The following is a 19,284-nucleotide window of genomic DNA, read 5'->3' as shown; positions in this document are numbered from 1 at the left end:
ACCCACGCATGATCATCGGCATCGATCTCGGCACGACCAACAGCGCCTGCGCGGTGTTCCGGGACGGCGCGCCGATGCTGATCCCCAACCGCCTCGGCCAGACGCTCACCCCGTCCGCCGTCAGCCTCGACGAGAGCGGCGAGATCCTTGTCGGCCTCGCCGCGCGCGAGCGGCAGGCGAACCACCCCGAGGTCACGGCGACCGCCTTCAAGCGCTACATGGGCACCAAGCGCACCACCAAGCTCGGCGGAAAGATGTATTCCGCCGAGGCGCTGTCGGCGCTCGTCCTGCGCAGCCTCAAGGAGGATGCCGAGGTGTTCCTCGGCGAGCCCGTCACCGAGGCCGTCATCACCGTTCCGGCCTATTTCAACGACCAGCAGCGCAAGGCGACGCACCGCGCGGGCGAGCTTGCCGGCCTGCGCGTCGAGCGCCTCATCAACGAACCGACCGCCGCCGCCCTCGCCTACGGCATCCACCATCTCGACCGCGAGGCGCGCTTCTTCGTGTTCGATCTCGGCGGCGGCACCTTCGACGTGTCGATCGTCGAGATTTTCGAGGGGGTGATCGAGGTCCGCGCGTCAACGGGCGACAACCAGCTCGGCGGCGAGGATTTCAACGAGGTGCTGATCACGATGATGCGCGAGCGGTTCGCGGGCGAATGGGGCAATGCGGTGCGCGACGACCGGCTCTACCAGCGCATCCGCGAACAGGCCGAGCGAGCGCGCCGCACCATGTCGACCGCGCCGTCGGCGACGATGCGGGTGATGTGGGGCGAGACTCCGTACGAGATGGAGGTCCAGACCACCGCCTTCGAGGTCGCCGCCGCGCCGCTGGTCGAGCGGCTGCGCGAGCCGGTGCTGCGCGCGCTTCGCGACAGCGAACTGCGCCCGGAAGGCCTCTCCGACATCATCCTGATCGGCGGGGCGACGCGCATGCCGCTGGTGCGCCGCGCCGTCGCGCGCATGTTCGGGCGCTTTCCCAACGCGACGGTCAACCCCGACGAGGCGGTCGCGCTCGGCGCGGCGGTGCAGGCGGGGCTCAAGGCGCGGGACGCGGCGCTGAAGGAAGTCGTCGTCACCGACGTCTGCCCCTATTCGCTCGGCGTCAATATCAGCCGGGCGATCCCCGGCGGCGGCTTCGAACACGGGATCTTCGCGCCGATCCTGGAGCGCAACACCGTCATCCCGGCCAGCCGCGTCCATTCGTTCGTGACCCTCGCCGACAACCAGCCCGACGTGCTGTTCGGCATCTATCAGGGCGAGGCGCGGCTGGTGCGCGACAATGTCGAGATCGGCAAGACGCGCGTGAAGGTGCCGCGCGGCCCGGCGGGGCAGCGCATCGACGTGCGCTTCTCCTACGATGTGTCCGGCCTGCTCGAGGTCGATATCCTCGTCGAGCAATCGGGCGAGCGCACGAGCCTCGTCATCAACGACGATCAGGCGGGCGACGACGAGAGCATCGCTCAGCGCCGGGAGGCGCTCGCCGCGCTGAAGACGCATCCGCGCGACGATGCGCTCAACCGCGCGGCGCTGGCGCGCGGCGAGAAGCTCTACGAGAATTTCCTCGGCGAGGAACGCGCGCACATCGACTGGCTGATCGCCGAATTCCAGCGCGCGATCGAGGGCCAGGACCCGCGCACCGTCGAACACGCGCGGGAGGCCTTCCACACGGCGCTCGACCGCATCGAGGGCGAGCGCTTCCTTTGACCATCTGGGAAATCCTCGGGCTTCCCGCCGGCAGCGACCGCGCCGCGATCCGCCGCGGCTATGCGAAGAAGCTGCGCGAGACGCATCCCGAGGACGATCCCGAAGGCTTCAAGGAACTGCGCGCCGCCTATGAGATGGCGCTCGCTTATGCCGACGGGCGCGTTTTCGCCGGGGACGAGAACGAGGATGGGGCCGCGGGCTTCACCATGATCGTCACCGAGGGCGAACTGGCGACGATGCTGGACGCGCACGCGCCCGAACCCGAGCGCCCCACCTTCGCGACCGAATCGTCTGGGCCCGAGCCCGAGATCGACGCCCTCCTCGCCGAACGCGAGGCCGATATCGCCGCGCTCAATGATCTGCTCGGCAAGCTCGACGCGGGGTTGCGCGGGCCCTGGGCGGGCGACGACCGCGTGCTCGTCGCCACCTTCGAACAGGTGATGCGCGCCAATGCGATGGGCGAGATCAGCGTGCGCGACGATGTCGAGCATTGGATCGCGCACCTCATCGCGACGACCATCCCGCGCAGCGACGCGATCCTGGCGCAGGCGGCGCGCGCCTTTGGCTGGGTGCAGGACCGGCAGAGCGGGCTGAGCCCCGCCGTCGCGCGCGCGATCGAGCGGCTCGACGAATGGGCGGTCATCGAGAACCTCGGCCGCGATAGTCATCCGCTGCATCCGGCGTGGAACACGCTGACGCGCCCCGCCGGCGCCTATTGGTCGTGGAGGATCGACGCCTTCCGGCCGGGTATGGAGACCGGCGTCGAGACCTTATTGGGGGAGCGCGGGCCGATCACGCCGGGGCTCGCCCATTCGTTCAAGGCCGATTCGGTCGCGCGCTGGCAGGCTTTCCTCGCCCGCCCGCACGTGACGCTCGGCATGTTCGCCGCGATCCCGCTGATGCTGGTGGTGTTCTTCGCCATGCAAAACGGGCTCGGCAAGCCGGTCGCGGCGATCGCACCCTATGCGATCTGGGCGCCGCTGCTGGCGATCCTCGCACCGATCGCGCCGTTTGTGGCGCGGCTGTTGCGGCGGACATGGCTGGCGGCGCCGCGCCCGGCGGTTCTGCAGGAAGGCTGGGTCGCGGGCATCGGCGTGGTGTTCCTCGCCGCGGCGTTTCTGCCGCCGCACGACTGGGCGCTGTGGCCGCTGGCCGGAGCCGCCGCACTGGTCTGGCTGTGGATGTCGGTCGCGGGCGGATCGGCCGATCTGGCGGAGATCAAGGCACGGCTGCGCGGAGGTTGGATCGTCGCGATCGGCTGCCTCTTCGCGGTGCCGATCGGGCTGGTGACGAGTGGCGGAAGCCGCGTCGCCGCGCTGACCATCACCGCCGCGCTGGCACTCAGCATCGCGGCGGGTCCGCTGCGGCAGGCGGCCGAGATCGGCGCGCGGCGGTTAATGCCGAACGCCTTGGGCGCGGTCGTGCTGGCGGCCGTCTACGCTGTCATCGCCTTCGCCGCGTCGCGGCTCTACGTTCCGCTTGGCTTCACCAAGCTGTTCTATCCGGCCGCGCTGACCCTGCTGTTCGGCTTGCTGGTGACGAGTGCGGCAAGGCTGACGGCGACCCGAACGGACGGCGACGTCCGCATCGTCCGCTTCCTCAAGATCGCACTGGTCGCGCTGTTCGCCGGCATCGCCATTTTCGCAACGACCGAGATCAAGCCGGTGAAGCGATCGGTGACGGTGCCGGTTGCCACGCAAGAGGGGGATGAAGCCGCCGATGACAATTACAGCGGCTCACCCCTGCGCGACCGCATCGCTACCGCCCTCGCGACCGATCCGCATGCCGACCGCGCGATCGAGCAGTTGCACGGCATCGCCGCCTTCCGGCAGATCGCGGACGGCAATCCGGCGCTGGATGCGCAGATCGCGGCTGTGGTTCGAGCCCGGGGCGACGCATCCGGGGCTGACGAGGCGGCGGCTGACCGCATCATGGCACTTGTCACGACAGCCTACGCCGCGCGACTGCCAGACGCGGACGACGGGCTGCTGAGAGAAGAACTGCGGATCCGCGCAGCGCGGCTCCGCGCGCTTCGCGCCATCTCGCCGGAGACATGCCTGAGCCTCCGCACGGCTCTCGAAGACCCTGTTCTGCCCACGTCGCTGCGCGCCCGCGCGACCGCGCACGTCTTCAACGTCGCCTCCGGCTCGGGGCCCAGTACGAATATCCGGTTCGATGCCGATCCCTATTCCGCCAGCGAGGTTGCGGCTCTGGCGGGCGAAGACGGCGCTTCTTTTGCGCGCGCCCTTGCGGGGAGCAGCGGACCCGCGGCGCAATGCGATGCACGCATTGCTATGGCAGAGGCGCTGGAACGCGCGCCGGTCGTGGAGCGCCTGCGCAGAACGATCGGTCGCGGCATCGCATCGGAGCCGGTTCGATGATGTAAATATATTTACACATTTACATTGCGTCGCACAAGGAATTGACCGCAAAACCGGATTTTCGTGCTTCAACCCCGCTAAATACCGGCATTGTCATGTATTGATCCTTGCAACTTACACCTGCAAGGACAATCATCCGTGACCTACCAAGACCAGATCGCCCGCACCGGCCAGTTGATCTCCAGCTTCAACGGCACCTGGGACGGCATCGACGCCGAATCGGTCGCGCGGATGCGATTGCAGAACCGTTTCCAGACCGGGCTCGACATCGCGCGGTACACCGCCGCGATCATGCGCCGCGACATGGCCGCCTACGACGTGAACCCGGCCGACTACACTCAGTCGCTCGGCTGCTGGCACGGCTTCATCGGCCAGCAGAAGATGATTTCGATCAAGAAGCATTTCGGCACTACCAAGGGCCGCTACCTCTATCTCTCGGGCTGGATGGTCGCGGCGCTGCGCAGCGACTTCGGGCCGCTGCCCGATCAGTCGATGCACGAAAAGACCAGCGTTCCGGCGCTGATCGAGGAACTCTACACCTTCCTGCGCCAAGCCGACGCGCGCGAGCTGGGCATGATGTTCCGCGAGCTCGACAAGGCGCGCGAGACCGGCAACGAAATCGAGGCGCAGCGCCTGCTGCACGCGATCGACACCTATGAGACGCATGTCGTGCCGATCATCGCCGATATCGATGCGGGCTTCGGCAATGCCGAGGCGACCTATCTGCTCGCCAAGAAGATGATCGAGGCCGGTGCCTGCGCGCTGCAGATCGAGAACCAGGTCAGCGACGAGAAGCAGTGCGGCCATCAGGACGGCAAGGTGACGGTGCCGCACGAGGACTTCCTCGCGAAGGTCCGCGCCTGCCGCTACGCCTTTTTGGAACTCGGCGTGGAGGACGGCATCATCGTCACGCGCACGGATTCGCTCGGCGCGGGCCTCACCAAGCAGATCGCCGTCTCCAAGGAGCCGGGCGATATCGGCGATCTCTACAACAGCTTCCTCGACTGCGAGGAGATCGACCCGGCGACGGCGAAGAACGGCGACGTCATCCTCAACCGCGACGGCAAGCTGCTGCGGCCCAAGCGCCTGCCCTCGAACCTGTTCGAGTTCCGCAAGGGCACGGGCGCGGATCGCTGCGTGCTCGACTGCATCACCTCGCTCCAGCACGGCGCCGACCTGCTGTGGATCGAGACCGAGAAGCCGCACATCGAGCAGATCGCGAGCATGGTCGACCGCATCCGCGAGGTGATCCCCAACGCCAAGCTGGTCTACAACAATTCGCCGAGCTTCAACTGGACGCTCAACTTCCGCCAGCAGGTGTTCGATGCGTGGTCGGAAGGCGGGCAGGACGTGTCGGACTATGACCGCGCACGGCTGATGTCGGTCGATTACGACGGCACGCCACTGGCCGACGAGGCCGACGAGCGCATCCGCACCTTCCAGAAGGACGCGGCGGCACGGGCGGGCATTTTCCACCATCTCATCACGCTGCCGACCTATCACACGGCGGCGCTGTCGACCGACAATCTCGCCAAGGAGTATTTCGGCGACGCGGGGATGCTCGGCTACGTGAAGGGCGTGCAGCGCAAGGAAATCCGCGAGGGCATCGCCTGCGTGAAGCATCAGAATATGTCGGGCAGCGACATCGGCGACGACCACAAGGAGTATTTCGCCGGAGAGGCCGCGCTGAAGGCCGGCGGAGCGCACAATACGATGAACCAGTTCGCGGCGTGATCCGCACGGGGGCAGCCACGCTGCCCCCGAGACGGACACGCCCGGCCGGCGGCGGCAAAGCCGCCGTCCGACGGCGCGGCTTCGCCGCGACGCATCTCACCAGAACCACCTCAAGGAGAGCATCCATGACCACCGAGACCGAAACCCTCAAGCGTCCCGAACCCGCCCAGGCCCGACCGGTCTTCTCGAACGAGGATTTCAAACTCCTGCGCACCGCCGTCGCGCACTACACGCAGGCGATCAAGGACGAGCCCGAGTCGGTGAAGTACAGCAATCTCTACCACCGCCTCGGCCGGCTGGGCTGACTCTCACCCCCGCCAGCGCAGCGCCTCGACGAGCAGACTGAAGGCCGCCGAGGGCTGCCGCCGGCTGGGGTAATAGAGGTGGTAGCCCGCAAACGGCGGGCACCAGTCCTCCAGCACGCGGACCAGCCGCCCGTTGGCCAGCTCGGCGGTGATCGAATCCTCCATCGCGAAGGCGAGGCCGAGCCCGGCCACCGCCGCGCCCGCCACCATCCGGCTGCTGTTGAAGGCGGCCGGCCCCTCGACGCGGACACGCACCTCGCGCCCGTCCTTCTCCAGTTCCCAGGCGTAGAAGCCACCGGAGCTCGCCAGCCGCTGGTTGATGCAGCGGTGTGTGCCCAAGTCTTGCGGGCTGCGCGGCGCCGGGTGGCGTGCGAAATAGTCAGGCGATCCCACCACCACCATCCGCACTTCGGGCCCGATCGGCACCGCGATCATGTCCTTGGCGAGCGCTTCGCCCAATCTAACCCCCGCATCGAAGCGATTGGCGACGATGTCGGTGAAGCCCATGTCGATACTCAGCTCGACATGGATATCGGGATATTCCCGCAGCAGCGGAACGAGGCGCGGCCACACCAGATTCTCGGCGGCGTGATCGGTGAGCGTGATGCGGATCTTGCCGGCCGGCCTCTCGCGCAGATCGCCGAGCGACGTCAGTTCCGCGGCGATAGTGTCGAGCGCCGGGCGGAGCGTCGCCAGCAGCCGCTCGCCCGCCTCGGTCGCGGCGACGCTGCGCGTGGTGCGCGTCAGCAGCCGCACACCCAGCCGCGTCTCCAGCCGCCGGATGGTATGGCTGAGCGCGGACTGCGACGTGCCCAGCACCGCCGCCGCGCGCGTGAAGCTACGTGCCTCCGCCACCGTCAGGAAGGCGTTGAGATCGACCAGCTCCTCACGCCGCATATATGAATGCCGGGTATCGCTTCATGCCGTTTCCATGATCTAATCGCTCACCGGACGCCACCCCATCTGTCGGCTGCCCCATCAGGAGACTTGGCGATGCAGAAGCGTGTTCTTGGAAATAGCGGCCTCGAGGTTTCGGCGCTCGGCCTCGGCTGCATGGGTATCAGCCATGCCTACAATTCCGCACTGAGCACCGAAGACGGTGTCGCGCTGATCCGGCAGGCGGTTGAGCGCGGCGTGACGTTCTTCGATACCGCCGAGGTCTACGGCCCCTTCATCAACGAGGAAATTGTCGGCGCGGCGCTGAAGCCGGTCCGCGATCAGGTGGTGATCGCGACCAAGTTCGGCTTCAAGATTCAGGACGGCGTGCCGGGCGGCCTCGACAGCCGGCCCGAGCATATCCGTGCCGTGGCCGAGGCTTCGTTGAAGCGGCTCGGCATCGAGACGATCGACCTGCTCTACCAGCACCGCGTCGATCCCGACGTGCCGATCGAGGAGGTGGCGGGTGCGGTCAAGGATCTGATCGCGGAGGGCAAGGTAAAGCATTTCGGCCTGTCCGAACCCGGCGTCGGGACGGTGCGGCGCGCGCACGCGGTGCAGCCGGTGGCGGCGATCCAGAACGAATATTCGTTGTGGGAACGCGCCGTCGAGGATAATGGCATCCTCGCCGTGTGCGAGGAACTCGGCATCGGGCTCGTGCCGTACAGCCCGCTGGGGCGCGGTTTCCTGACCGGCGCGATCGGCAGGGATACCGAACTCGCGAAAAACGATTTCCGCGCCAACCTGCCGCGTTTCGCACCCGATGCGCTCGACAGGAATCTGGCGCTCGTCGATCTCATCAAGACGGTCGCGGCGGACAAAGGCGCGACGCCTGCACAGATCGCGCTGGCCTGGCTGCTCGCCAAGCGGCCGTGGATCGCACCGATCCCGGGCACGACCAAGCTCGCCCGGCTCGAGGAAAATCTCGGCGCGGCCGACGTGGCGCTGGGCGCGGGCGATCTGGAAAAGATCGATACGGCGGTGGCCGCGATCCCGATCGAGGGCGACCGCTACCGGCCGGAAATGATGCAGGTGGTCGGGCGCTAGGGCACCCGTTCGTCACCCCGACCCGGACGCACCTTGAGCCGGGGTGACGCGGAAGCTCTAACCTCCGACGATCTCGCGCAGCGCCGCAGCGACGCCGGTCGTTTCCGCCTCGGTGCCGATGGTGATGCGCAGGCCGTTCGCCAGCCCCTGTCCCGGCAGCCAGCGGACGATATAGCCGCGCGCCATCAGCTGGTTGTAGGCGGTCTCCGCCGTCACATCGCCTTCGAACAGGACGAGGACGAAGTTCGCCTCGCTCGGCACGGCACGCAGGCCGGCATTGCCGAGCTTGGCGATCTCGTCCGAAAACCACGCCCGCCACTGGTCGTTGTGCGCGCGTGTCGCATCGATGAACGCATCGGCGTTGATCGCGGCGATCGCGGCCGATTGCCCGGCGGTGGTCACGCAGAACGGCGCGCGGATGCGGTGCATCGCCGCCACGGCTTCCGCCGAGCCGTAGCCCCAGCCGATCCGCTCGGCAGCAAGGCCGTGGATCTTCGAGAAGGTGCGCGTGATTACCACGTTCGGCGCGGTCTTGGCCAGCTCCAGCCCGCCGTCGTCATTGTCGGGCGCGAGATATTCGGCATAGGCCTGGTCGATCACCAGCATCACCCGGCCGGGCAGATTGGCGTGCAGCCGCGCGATCTCGGCCTTGTCGATGAAGGTGCCGGTCGGGTTGTTGGGATTGGCGATGTAGATCAGCCGCGTCTTTGGCGTCAGCGCCGCCAGGATCGCATCGACGTCGGTCGCATAATCCTTGTCGCGCGCGATGACGGGCAAAGCGCCCACGCGCCGCGTCGCGATCTCGTAGACCGCGAAGCCGTAGCGGACGTGGATGATCTCGTCGCCCGGCCCCGCATAGGCACCCGCGACGAGGTGCAGAACTTCGTCCGATCCGGTGCCGTAGATGATCCGGTCCGGGTCGAGATCGTATTTCGCCGCAATCGCTTCCCGCAAAGCGACCGCGCCGGCGTCGGGATAGCGTGCGAGATCGGCGGCATGCGCGGTGAAGGCCGCCACGGCCTCCGGGCTGGTGCCGAGCGGATTTTCGTTCGAGGACAGCTTGATGACGGGTTTGCCGTCGTCGGTCTTGGATCGCCCCGGCACATAGGGGGCGATCGCCATGATCCAGTCTTTGGGTTTGGGTCCGTTCATTCGCAGCCGCTTAGCGCCCGGACCCTGCCAACGCTACCCCCGCGGACGGTCTCTTCCACCGGGACGGAGCGTCGGGCGCGGCGCGTGACGTACCGGCGCCGGGCCATTGGCGCGCCGGGGTCCGCGCGGGGCCTCCTGCGGACTGCCCTGCAGCGCCTCGAAACGGACGTTGCCTTCCGCCTCCTCGCCCGCCGTGCGCTTCACCGAGGCGATGAACTTGCCCGCCAACGCGCGCGGAATCTGGAAGGCGGTCTCGTTCGGGGCGATGCGAATCGCGCCGACCTCGTTCTTGGTGATATGACCGCGGCGGCAGATCAGCGGCAGGATCCAGCGCGGATCGGCATTTTGCCTGCGCCCGATGTCCATGCGGAACCAGACGACGTCGTCGAACCCTTCGCGGTGATGCTCCTTGCCCGGCGCGCGCTCGGACGATCCGCCCTGCTCCAGCATTTCCTCGGGCGCCGGCATGCGCGCGCGGTACGAGCGGACGAGGGCCGCGGCGATATCCTCCGCACTCTTCGTCTCGAGCAGCTTCGCGGCGAGCGCGCGGTCATCGTCATCGACCTCGACCGGCTCCATGAGCTGCGTGAGCAGGCGCTCGTGATCGGCCTTGCGGATATCGTCGACCGTCGGCGGATTGAGCCATTCGACCGCGATGCGCGCGCCGCGCAGCATCATCTCGACGCGGCGCTTGCGCTGATACGGCACGATCAGGACCGCGGTGCCCTTCTTGCCTGCGCGGCCGGTGCGGCCCGAGCGGTGCTGCAGCGTCTCGGCATCGCGCGGCAGCTCGACATGGATGACGAGTGTGACGGTCGGCAGATCGATGCCGCGCGCCGCGACGTCGGTCGCGACGCAGACGCGCGCGCGGCGGTCGCGCAGCGCCTGCAGCGCGGCGTTGCGCTCGTTCTGGCTATGCTCGCCCGACAGCGCCACGGCCGAGAAGCCGCGCTCGATCAGCCCGGCATGGAGGTGGCGGACATTGTCGCGCGTCGCGCAGAACAGGATCGCCGTCTCGGCCTCGTGCAGGCGCAGCAGGTTGACGACGGCATTCTCGATATCGGCGGGTGCGACGGTAACGGCCTGATAGCTGATGTCGCCGTGCCCGCGATCCTCGCCCACGGTCGAGATGCGCAAGGCATCCTTCTGGTAGCGCTTGGCGAGCGCAACGATCGACTTGGGCATCGTCGCCGAGAAGAGGAGCGTGCGGCGGCCATCGGGCGTCGCGTCGAGGATCTGCTCGAGATCCTCGCGGAAGCCCATGTCGAGCATCTCGTCGGCTTCGTCGAGGATCGCGACGCGCAGGTCGGACAGGTCGAGCGCGCCGCGCTCGATATGGTCGCGCAGGCGGCCCGGCGTGCCGACGACGATATGCGCGCCGTGGCTGAGCGAGCGGCGCTCGCGGCTGGCGTCCATGCCGCCAACGCAGGTCGAGATGCGTGCGCCGGCCTTGGCGTAGAGCCATTCCAGCTCGCGGCTGACCTGCAGCGCCAGTTCGCGCGTCGGCGCGATGGCGAGCGCGAGCGGGGCGCGCGGGCTCGGCAGCTTGCCGTCCTCGGTCAGCAGCTGCGGGGCGATGGCGAGGCCGAAGGCGACGGTCTTGCCCGATCCGGTCTGCGCCGAGACGATCAGATCGCGGCCTTCGGCTTCTGGCTGGATGACGGCGGCCTGGACAGGCGTGGGCGCGGCATAGCCACGCGAGACAAGCGCTTCGCCAAGAAGCGCGGGGAGGTGTGTGAAGGGCATGATCGTCCGGATATGGGGGCGGCGGCGGTGCGCGGCAAAGGCAGCCCTTAACATAGTCGCGCGCAAAACGCGACGGGTGTCACGCGGATAACGCCTTTGTCAGATTACGCGGCATCGCCGCGATGCTATGATCGCCGGGCAAAAGGAGGGGCGCATGGCCTGGAAGGACAATATTCCCTACCTCGCCTGCCTGTGGGGCGCGCACCGTCGTAGCCACGATCATTCGCGCATGATCGACGGCGAGCGGCGAAGCATCTGCAAATGGTGCCGCAAGCCGATGATTCGGACGAACGGAGCCTGGCGCATCGCCGACTAGAGTTTCGGACCGGGACCGAATGGCGCATCCGCGCATTTTCTCCTGGAATGACACACACCGCGACCGCCAGCCGCGAGCATTATTGGGACGCGACCCGGGCGCTGCTCATGCTGCTCGGCATCCCCTTCCACGCGGCGCTCGCCTTCCAGACCGGATGGTGGATCGTCGCCACGCACAACCACTCGATCGTGCTCGATTATGCGGCAGAGGCAATCCACCTGTTCCGCATGCCCGCCTTCTTCCTCGTCGCGGGCTATTTCGCGGCGATGCTGCTGGCGCGCCGCGCACCCGGAGATTGGCTGCGCGGGCGCGTGATGCGGCTGGGCGTACCATTGGTCGCGGCGCTGCTGACGCTCATCCCGGTCCTCAACATCGCCTGCGAATTGTCGAACTTTGCGCCGGGCGCTGCGCTGGCATCGTTCTGGAACCTGTCGCTGACGTCGGGCGGCTATTGGGTGCGGCACCTCTGGTTCCTCATCGTCCTGCTCTATCTGAGCGGCGGTGCGGCGCTTGCTGTCCGGGCGGTGCCATCGCTGCGGACGTTGCGCCTGCCGGTGGGCGCGGACGGCTGGGTGGCGCGGCACCCGCTCGCGGCACTACTCGCGGTGGCGACGCTCGCGGGGCTGTTCGAAGCCGGAGCAATCGAGACTTTCTACACGGCGCACCTCAACACCACGATCCCGCAGGAAATCCTGCGCCTCGATGATCTGCTCGGCGCGCTGCCGTGGTTCGGCATCGGTCTGGTCCTGCAGCGCAGCCCGCAGGGGCGCGAGGCCTTCACCCGCTTCGATTGGCGCTGGACGGTGCTGGCGGTAGTCGCGGTCGCCGGCAGTCTGATGCTGTTCAAGACGGCCCCGCCGCCGGTCTATCGCTTCGCCGGATCGATCGCGGCGTTGCTGGTGACGCAATCGATCATCGCGGGCGCGCGCCGCGCCTTCGACCGGCCGAGCGCGATGGTCGATCGCATCGTGCGGCGATCGTTCACGATCTACCTCGTGCATGTGCCGGTCATCGCCTGGCTGGCGCTGCTCGCCGATCATTGGTCGCTGCCGGCGGGACCGGCGTTCCTGTTCGTGACGGCGGCGGCGCTGGCGATCTCGGCGGGGCTTGCCGCGCTGGTCGAGCGCGTGGCGCTGTTGCGGCTGCTCTACGGTGGCACGGCGCCCGCTACGTCCGGGAAAGCGCCATCCCCGCCGCCCAGCCGCTGGCCCATGCCCACTGGAAATTATAGCCTCCCAGCCACCCGGTGACGTCTACCGCCTCGCCGATCGCATAGAGGCCGGGGACGGTACGCGCTTCCATCGTCTGCGAGGAGAGGCCAGCGGTGGCGATGCCGCCCGCCGTCACCTCGGCCTTGGCAAACCCCTCCGTGCCGTTGGGGAAGAAGCGCCAGTCGGCGAGCTTCCGCGCCGCGGCATCCAGCGCCTTGTCGGTGCATGCGTGAAGCTCGCCCTCGATGCCGATCCCGTCGGCCAGCGTCTCGGCGAGGCGCGCGGGGATGTGATTGTCGAGCGCGGCGGCCAGCGTGGTGCGCGGGCGATTGCGCTTGGCGGCGAGCAGCCAGTCGGGGCTGAGCGACGGCAGGAAGTCGATCCCGACGCTCTCGCCGTGCCGCCAGTAAGACGACACTTGCAGGATCGCCGGCCCCGACAGGCCGCGATGCGTAAAGAGCGCCGCCTCGCGGAAAGCCGCCTTACCCGCACGAGCGACGACCTCGGTCGCGACGCCCGACAGCGCGCGGAACAACGTCTCGTCGCCGCCGAGCGTCAGCGGCACCAGCGCCGGGCGCGGCTCGACCACCTTGAGGCCGAAGCGCCGCGCGAGATCATAGGCGAAACCGGTCGCGCCGATCTGCGGAATGGCCGGGCCGCCGGTCGCGACGACGAGCGCGGGCGCGGAGGCGGTGCGCGTACCGTAAGTGACGCGGTACTGGCCGTCGCCATGCTCCACGCTCGCCGCCTCGCCGAGCGCGACGGCGACGCCGCCCTTCGCACATTCCTCCAGCAACATCGCGACGATCTGCTTGGCCGAGCCGTCGCAGAACAATTGCCCGAGCGTCTTTTCGTGCCAGGCGATGCCGTAGCCATCGACCAGCGCGATGAAATCCGCCGCCGTGTAGCGGCCCAGCGCCGACTTGGCGAAATGCGGGTTTGCGGAAAGGTAGCGGTCGGGCGCGGTGTGGATATTGGTGAAATTACACCGCCCGCCACCCGAGATGAGGATTTTCTTGCCGGGCTCGTCGGCATGGTCGATCAGCAGCACGCGCTTGCCGCGCTGCCCGGCGACGGCCGCGCACATCATGCCGGCGGCACCCGCGCCGAGGATGATCGCATCGTAGGTTTCTGGTTTCATCGGACGCCCTTAGCGCTCCCCTCCCGCTTGCGGGAGGGGCTGGGGGAGGGCAGTTCCGCGATTACGTCGGGAAGTGATGCTGGACAGGCCCTCCCCTAACCCCTCCCGCAGGCGGGAGGGGGATCTAGGCAGCCACCAGACAAATCTCGAAACACGCCCCCCGCTCAACCGTCACCGCCCGGATCGTCCCGCCGCTCGCCGCCAGCAGCGAGCGGGCGATGGCGAGGCCGAGGCCTGCCCCGCCCTCTTCGCGGCGGCCGGTGAAGAAGGGCTCGAAGATGCGCTCCATGTCGGCGGGCGCGATGCCGGGGCCATCGTCGCCGACCGCGATCCGCACGCCGTCCGCGTGCGCGATGCGGATCGTCACGCGCGTCGCCCCGGCCTGCCGCGCATTCTCGACCACGGTCTCGAGGATCGTCTCGATCGCCGCCGCCGTAACGCGCGCCGGCGGCACCTGCGCACCCTCGACCAGCACCGCGAACGCATCGCTCCGAAACGAATCGGCCACCCGTCGCGCCGCGTCCGTCACGTCGGCGCGGGCGTCCGCGTCGATCGTCGTCATGTCGGCGCGCGCGAGATCGAGCAGCCGCTGGACGAGCCGCGCGAGCCGGTCGGCATCGGCGCTCGCATTGCCGAGGAAGCGGCGGCGTTCCTCGGCGCTCATGCTCTCGCCGTGATCGTCGAGCAGTTCGATCGCGCCGCGTATCCCCGCGATCGGCGTCTTGAACTCATGGCTGACGGCGGCGGCGAAATCCTTGAGGTAGCGCGATCGGCGCTCGATCCGTTCGGCCATGCTGCGGAAATTGTCGTAGAGCTGGGCGATCTCGATGGCGGCGGTGACGGGCGTCTCGGGCACCTGCACCGGCCCGCGCGCGACATCCTCGGAGGCGCGGGCAAGCGCCCGGATCGGGCGCGCAATGCCGCGCGAGAGGAGAGCCACCAGCACCAGCAACGTCGCGAAGATCAGGCCGATGCCGAGGATGATCGAGCCGCGATCCTGATAGAGCCCGACGAACAGCCCGCGCGGGGAGCGCGACAGCATCACCACGCCGATTACCTTGCCGCCGTCGATGACGGGCCGCGCGTGATGCACGCGGATCGCGTAAGCGCGGCTGAGCACCGCCTGCCAGCTCTGCAGCTCGGCATGGCTGCGCGCGCGCAGCACCGTCATGGGCCGCCCGGCCAGCGCCGCGCGCACCTCGGGCAGGCCGGCATAGGACACGCCGACATCGTCGCGCCCGATCAGCGTGATGCCGTGGGCGTCGAGCAATCGCGTCGCCGTCAGCGTCACCGCCACCGCGTCGCTGGCGATCGGCAGCGTCGCTCTGGCGGCGCGGGCCGCGCGCGGATCGGGCCTGAACCGCGCCGAGGTCGCGAGGTTGGAGGGCAGGATCGGCATCCCGCGCAGGTCGATGCTGGGATATTCGGGCGCGAGCCGGCGCGGCGTCGGATCGGGCACGCCGCCACGCCACGCGACCTTGTACGCCGACGCGATCACCGCGCCTTGTGCTATCAGCTCGGCCTCGGTCTGCTGGACGATGGTGTTCTCATAGACGCGCAGGAACAGCGCCGCCACGCCGGGCAGCGCCGCCACGAACAGCAATGTCCCGAACAGGATCGTGCGGATGCGAAGCTGTGGCCAGTGCCGTTTCGCAACCGCCTTTAAGGCTGCGATCAACCGCAAGCGCCGATCCGGTAGCCGATCCCCGCGCGCGTCTCGATCAGGTCCGCGCCGTGCGGGAATTTCGCGCGCAGGTTGCGGACATGGCTGTCGATCGTGCGGTCGGTGATCGCGAAGCCGGGGCCGTGCAGCCGGTCGATGATCATGTCGCGGGTAAAGACGCGCGCGGGCAGGCCCGCCAGCAACGCCAGCAGCTCGAACTCGGTGGCGGTGAGCGCGACCGGCGCATCGTCCCACCGCGCCTCCCAGCTCTCGGGATCGAGCGCGAGGCGGCCGTGGTCGATCCGCGCGACCTTCGGCTGCGGCGCGGTCCCGCGCTTCAGGATCGCGCCGACGCGCGCGACGACCTCGCGCGGGGAGAACGGCTTCACGACATAATCGTCGCCGCCGATCTCGATGCCGACGATACGGTCGATCTCGTCGTCGCGCGAGGACAGGAACAGGATCGGCAGACTTGCCTGCTCGCTCGTCCCCCCGCGCAATCGCCGGCAGGTCTCGAGCCCGTCGAGGCGCGGCATGTTGATGTCGAGGATCATCAGATCGGGCATCCGCCGGCCGATCTCGGCCAGTGCCGCCTCGCCGTCGCCCGCCTCGCTCACCATCATCCCCGCCTTGGTCAGCGCGAAGGCGAGCAGCTCGCGGATATGCGGATCGTCATCGACGACGAGGATGTGGCGGCTCATGAGCTTCATATTCTCAGCGTCCCGGTGGTTGCGGTCAACCGGGTGCGTAGCGGCGGGGGATCGACGCATGATCCGCCGCCTGTGCATTTTTCGTGCAGTCGCACGTGCGGTCAGACCTGGGCGCGCTCGGTGCGGTTCCGGCCCTGTGCCTTGGCACGGTAAAGCGCGGCGTCGGCGCTGGCGAAATGCTCTTCCGCCCCCGCCCCTGCCGCAAGCGGCACGACGCCGATGCTCATCGTGATCGAAAAGACATCGGTGGCGCCGGGAATGCCGGTCGGGATCTCGGTATGCGCCAGCGCCTCGCGCAGCCGGTCGCAGATCGTCTCGGCCAGGCCCGGCGTGTGGCCGGCGAAGAGGATGGCGAATTCCTCGCCACCGATCCGGCCGATCGCATCCTCGGCGCGCAGGTTGGATCGCAGCAGATCGGCCAGCGCGAGCAGCGCGGCGTCGCCCGCGGCATGGCCGTGGCGATCGTTGACCTGCTTGAAATGATCGAGATCGATCAGCGCCAGCGCGCCAGGCGGATCGTTGCTGCGCAGCCCCTCCACGACGCGGTCCCGGAAGGCATTGCGGTTGAGCAGGCCTGTGAGCGCGTCCGTGGATGCGGCGCGTTCGAGCTCCGCCTCGCGCGACTTGCGGCCGCCAAGATCGCGCAGCACGCAAACGACGGCGACGTCCGTGTCGCTCTGCTCGACCGCGCGGAAATTGCTTTCGAACCAGGTGATCGTCCCGTCGGGCTTCCGCACACGGAATTCGACCGACACGGTGCGGCCTGGCGCGTTCATCGCATCATGGCGGATGCCGCGAATACGATCGCGATCGTCCTCCAGCACCAGATTTATCGCAGGCGTACCGACCAGGCTTGCCGGATCGAGCGACGTGATCTCCCGCACCGAAGGCGAAGCGAAGCGGATCGTCGCGTCGGGCGCGAGCGTCAGCATGATGTCGGTGACATTGTCGGCGAGCAGGCGGTAGCGCGCCTCGCTCTCCGCAAGATCGCGCACCAGTGCCGCACGCTGCGTCAGCATCGCCGCAATCGGCAACGCGGTCGCGAACAGGGCGGCAAGATAGATCTGGAAGAATTGCAGGTGTGCGACCGCGCTGCTCTGCATCAGCATGACCGGGCCGTGGCCATGCGCGGTCAGATAGCCGCCAATCGCCGCGATGATGCCGATGCTGAGCGCGGCACCGACCCGCTGCATCGCGAAGGTCGCGATCACGACCGGCAACGCCGGCAGGAACAGCAATGGCAATTGATCCTGCCCGAAGGTGATGATCGCCGTGCCCGAGACCAGTGCCACCATCGCCACCGCAACGGCTGCGCGGCGCGGGCTCCACAGCGCGGCCCATTCATCCCGGCGCAGCAGCACGAAGGCGGTCGGCGTCAGAATCAGCAGCCCGAGCGCATGGCCGATCATCCAGTCGCGCAGGATCCATGGAAACGGGTTGTTGGTGGTCGCTGCCGCGATCGCCGCGACCGGCACGCCGCTCGCCAGGGCGGCGACGATGCACGCGCCCGCGAACAGCGGCACCGTGCCGACACGCTGGAACAGCCCCTCGTCCACGTCCCAGCGTCGCAACAGCCAGGCCGCGATGGCGGCCTCCGCGACTTCGGACGCGATAACGCACGGCATACCCCAATGCAGGGGATAGAGCGCCAAGGCCACGCTCAAGCCGCCCGCGAATGCGGCCGCAAGCAGCGGTGGCCAGCGCCGCGTCGGCACCGCGCACAGCACCGCGAGCAGCGGACCGTTGGCGAGCCACATCAGCGCGATACCATGGCCGGCCCGCATCAGCTCGCTCGCCGCGAACGTCAGGATTGCATAGCTCGCAAACGTCGCGAACACGGCTCCCCACAGCCTGCGTGACCAACCCCCAAACCTCATGCCGGGGAGATAGGGGATTCCCCTTAACGACCCGTTTCGACGCCCGCCTGCAAAAGCTCCATTTCGGGCAATTCGCAGGCGGCGGGAAAGTCCGTCAGGCCGAACGCGCGGGTGTGTTGACCCCCATGCTCTGCAGATATTTGCGCACGTTGCGCGCCGCCTGGCGCAGGCGCTGCTCGTTCTCGACCATCGCGATGCGGACAAAGCCCTCGCCGTTCTCGCCGTAGCCGACGCCGGGCGCCACCGCGACCTTGGCATGGCTGAGCAATTGCTTCGAGAATTCGAGGCTACCGAGATGCTGGAGCGCGGGCGGGAGCGGTGCCCAGGCGAACATCGAGGCGCGCGGGCTCGGAATATCCCAGCCGGCGCGGCCGAAGCTCTCGACCAGCACGTCGCGGCGCTTGTGATAGAGCTGGCGGTTCTTCTCGACGATGTCCTGCGGGCCGTTGAGCGCGGCGCAGGCGGCGGCCTGGATCGGGGTGAACGCGCCGTAATCGAGATACGACTTCACCCGCGTCATCGCCGCGATCAGCTTCGGGTTGCCGACCGCGAAGCCCATCCGCCAGCCCGCCATCGAATAGGTCTTGGACAGCGAGGTGAATTCGATCGCGACGTCCTTCGCGCCCTTCACCTGCAGGATCGAGACGGTCGGATTGCCGTCGTAATAGAGTTCCGAATAGGCAAGGTCGGAGATGATCCAGACCTGATGCTCCTTTGCCCAGGCGACAAGCCGCTCGTAGAAAGCGAGATCGACGGTCTCGGCGGTCGGGTTCGACGGATAATTGACGACCAGGATCGACGGGCGCGGCACGGTGAACGCCATCGCGCGCTCGAGCGCTTCGAAATAGGCCTCGTCGGGCGTCGTCGGCACCGCGCGGATCGTGGCCCCTGCGATGATGAAGCCGAAGGTGTGGATCGGGTAGCTCGGGTTGGGCGCGAGCACGACATCGCCGGGCGCGGTGATCGCGGTGGCGAGGCTGGCGAGGCCCTCCTTCGACCCCATCGTGACCACCACCTCGGTCTCGGGATCGAGCTCGACCCCGAAGCGGCGGCCGTAGTAGTTCGCCTGCGCGCGGCGCAGGCCGGGGATGCCCTTCGACTGCGAATAGCCGTGCGCATCGGGCTTGCGCGAAACCTCGATCAGCTTCTCGATCACATGCTCGGGCGGCGGCAGATCGGGGTTGCCCATGCCGAGATCGATGATGTCCTCACCCGCCGCACGCGCCGCTGCCCGCATGCCGTTGACTTCGGCGATGACGTACGGGGGCAGGCGTTTCATGCGGTAGAATTCGTCGGACACGGTAATTTTCCCAATCGTGGTTGGCGTGGTCGCAAAGGCGCAACACCGCGCCTATACTA

Annotated in this window: 15 protein-coding genes; 7 read left to right on the top strand and 8 right to left on the bottom strand. The window is 68.1% G+C overall.

Annotation, left to right across the window (positions count from 1 at the left end):
- The first annotated feature begins 8 nt into the window (after nucleotides 1–8).
- From Q5H94_RS05025 to Q5H94_RS05010, 4 genes are all read left to right on the top strand, one after another.
- Nucleotides 9–1,706 (top strand): Hsp70 family protein, encoded by a 1,698-nt coding sequence (locus Q5H94_RS05025; protein WP_304560118.1) that lies wholly within the window; start codon nucleotides 9–11, stop codon nucleotides 1,704–1,706.
- Nucleotides 1,703–4,087 carry a hypothetical protein gene (locus Q5H94_RS05020; protein WP_304560117.1) on the top strand — a complete coding sequence of 795 codons (2,385 nt, stop codon included), beginning with the start codon at nucleotides 1,703–1,705 and terminating at the stop codon, nucleotides 4,085–4,087. The genes Q5H94_RS05025 and Q5H94_RS05020 overlap by 4 nt, the downstream gene beginning before the upstream one ends.
- A gap of 138 nt (nucleotides 4,088–4,225) precedes the next feature.
- Complete coding sequence (locus Q5H94_RS05015; protein ID WP_304560116.1) at nucleotides 4,226–5,821, top strand: isocitrate lyase; 1,596 nt, start codon at nucleotides 4,226–4,228, stop codon at nucleotides 5,819–5,821.
- 125 nt (nucleotides 5,822–5,946) lie between these two features.
- Nucleotides 5,947–6,126, top strand: a complete 180-nt coding sequence (locus tag Q5H94_RS05010; RefSeq protein ID WP_304560115.1) for a hypothetical protein — start codon at nucleotides 5,947–5,949, stop codon at nucleotides 6,124–6,126.
- Between the two features lie 3 nt (nucleotides 6,127–6,129).
- Here Q5H94_RS05010 and Q5H94_RS05005 read toward each other — a convergent pair whose 3' ends face one another.
- Entirely contained in the window at nucleotides 6,130–7,023 is an 894-nt protein-coding gene (locus tag Q5H94_RS05005; protein WP_304560114.1) for a LysR family transcriptional regulator, read from the bottom strand.
- 96 nt (nucleotides 7,024–7,119) lie between these two features.
- Between Q5H94_RS05005 and Q5H94_RS05000 the strand changes: the two genes are divergently transcribed.
- Nucleotides 7,120–8,109: an aldo/keto reductase gene (locus Q5H94_RS05000; RefSeq protein WP_304560113.1), complete on the top strand. Its 990-nt coding sequence runs from the start codon at nucleotides 7,120–7,122 to the stop codon at nucleotides 8,107–8,109.
- A gap of 57 nt (nucleotides 8,110–8,166) precedes the next feature.
- Here Q5H94_RS05000 and hisC read toward each other — a convergent pair whose 3' ends face one another.
- Together hisC and Q5H94_RS04990 are read right to left on the bottom strand one after the other, a co-directional pair.
- Nucleotides 8,167–9,261 (bottom strand): histidinol-phosphate transaminase, encoded by a 1,095-nt coding sequence (gene hisC / locus Q5H94_RS04995; RefSeq protein ID WP_304560112.1) that lies wholly within the window; start codon nucleotides 9,259–9,261, stop codon nucleotides 8,167–8,169.
- Nucleotides 9,262–9,294: 33 nt separating this feature from the next.
- On the bottom strand, nucleotides 9,295–11,007 hold the full coding sequence (locus Q5H94_RS04990; RefSeq protein WP_304560111.1) for a DEAD/DEAH box helicase: 1,713 nt from the start codon (nucleotides 11,005–11,007) through the stop codon (nucleotides 9,295–9,297).
- A gap of 154 nt (nucleotides 11,008–11,161) precedes the next feature.
- Here Q5H94_RS04990 and Q5H94_RS04985 point away from each other — a divergent pair, with 154 nt between their 5' ends.
- On the top strand, nucleotides 11,162–11,323 hold the full coding sequence (locus Q5H94_RS04985; RefSeq protein WP_304560110.1) for a hypothetical protein: 162 nt from the start codon (nucleotides 11,162–11,164) through the stop codon (nucleotides 11,321–11,323).
- 47 nt (nucleotides 11,324–11,370) lie between these two features.
- Nucleotides 11,371–12,573, top strand: a complete 1,203-nt coding sequence (locus tag Q5H94_RS04980; protein ID WP_304560109.1) for an acyltransferase family protein — start codon at nucleotides 11,371–11,373, stop codon at nucleotides 12,571–12,573.
- Here the strand turns inward: Q5H94_RS04980 and Q5H94_RS04975 are convergent.
- The 5 genes from Q5H94_RS04975 to Q5H94_RS04955 all read right to left on the bottom strand — a co-directional run bounded on the left by Q5H94_RS04975 (nucleotide 12,491) and on the right by Q5H94_RS04955 (nucleotide 19,225).
- A complete protein-coding gene (locus tag Q5H94_RS04975; protein ID WP_304560108.1) occupies nucleotides 12,491–13,675 on the bottom strand; it encodes a BaiN/RdsA family NAD(P)/FAD-dependent oxidoreductase in 1,185 nt (394 codons plus the stop codon). The genes Q5H94_RS04980 and Q5H94_RS04975 overlap by 83 nt on opposite strands.
- 124 nt (nucleotides 13,676–13,799) lie before the next feature.
- Nucleotides 13,800–15,359, bottom strand: coding sequence for a sensor histidine kinase (locus Q5H94_RS04970; RefSeq protein ID WP_304560107.1), 1,560 nt, complete (start codon nucleotides 15,357–15,359; stop codon nucleotides 13,800–13,802).
- A complete protein-coding gene (locus tag Q5H94_RS04965) occupies nucleotides 15,350–16,039 on the bottom strand; it encodes a response regulator transcription factor (protein ID WP_304560106.1) in 690 nt (229 codons plus the stop codon). Before Q5H94_RS04965 ends, Q5H94_RS04970 begins: the two co-directional genes overlap by 10 nt.
- A gap of 110 nt (nucleotides 16,040–16,149) precedes the next feature.
- Nucleotides 16,150–17,886, bottom strand: a complete 1,737-nt coding sequence (locus Q5H94_RS04960; protein ID WP_304560105.1) for a sensor domain-containing diguanylate cyclase — start codon at nucleotides 17,884–17,886, stop codon at nucleotides 16,150–16,152.
- A 133-nt stretch (nucleotides 17,887–18,019) separates the two neighbouring features.
- Nucleotides 18,020–19,225 carry an LL-diaminopimelate aminotransferase gene (locus Q5H94_RS04955; RefSeq protein WP_304560104.1) on the bottom strand — a complete coding sequence of 402 codons (1,206 nt, stop codon included), beginning with the start codon at nucleotides 19,223–19,225 and terminating at the stop codon, nucleotides 18,020–18,022.
- Between the last annotated feature and the right edge of the window lie 59 nt (nucleotides 19,226–19,284).

This window comes from Sphingomonas immobilis (genome assembly GCF_030580995.1).
Taxonomy (GTDB): domain Bacteria; phylum Pseudomonadota; class Alphaproteobacteria; order Sphingomonadales; family Sphingomonadaceae; genus Sphingomonas; species Sphingomonas immobilis.
This window is presented reverse-complemented; position numbering and strand designations above follow the sequence as displayed.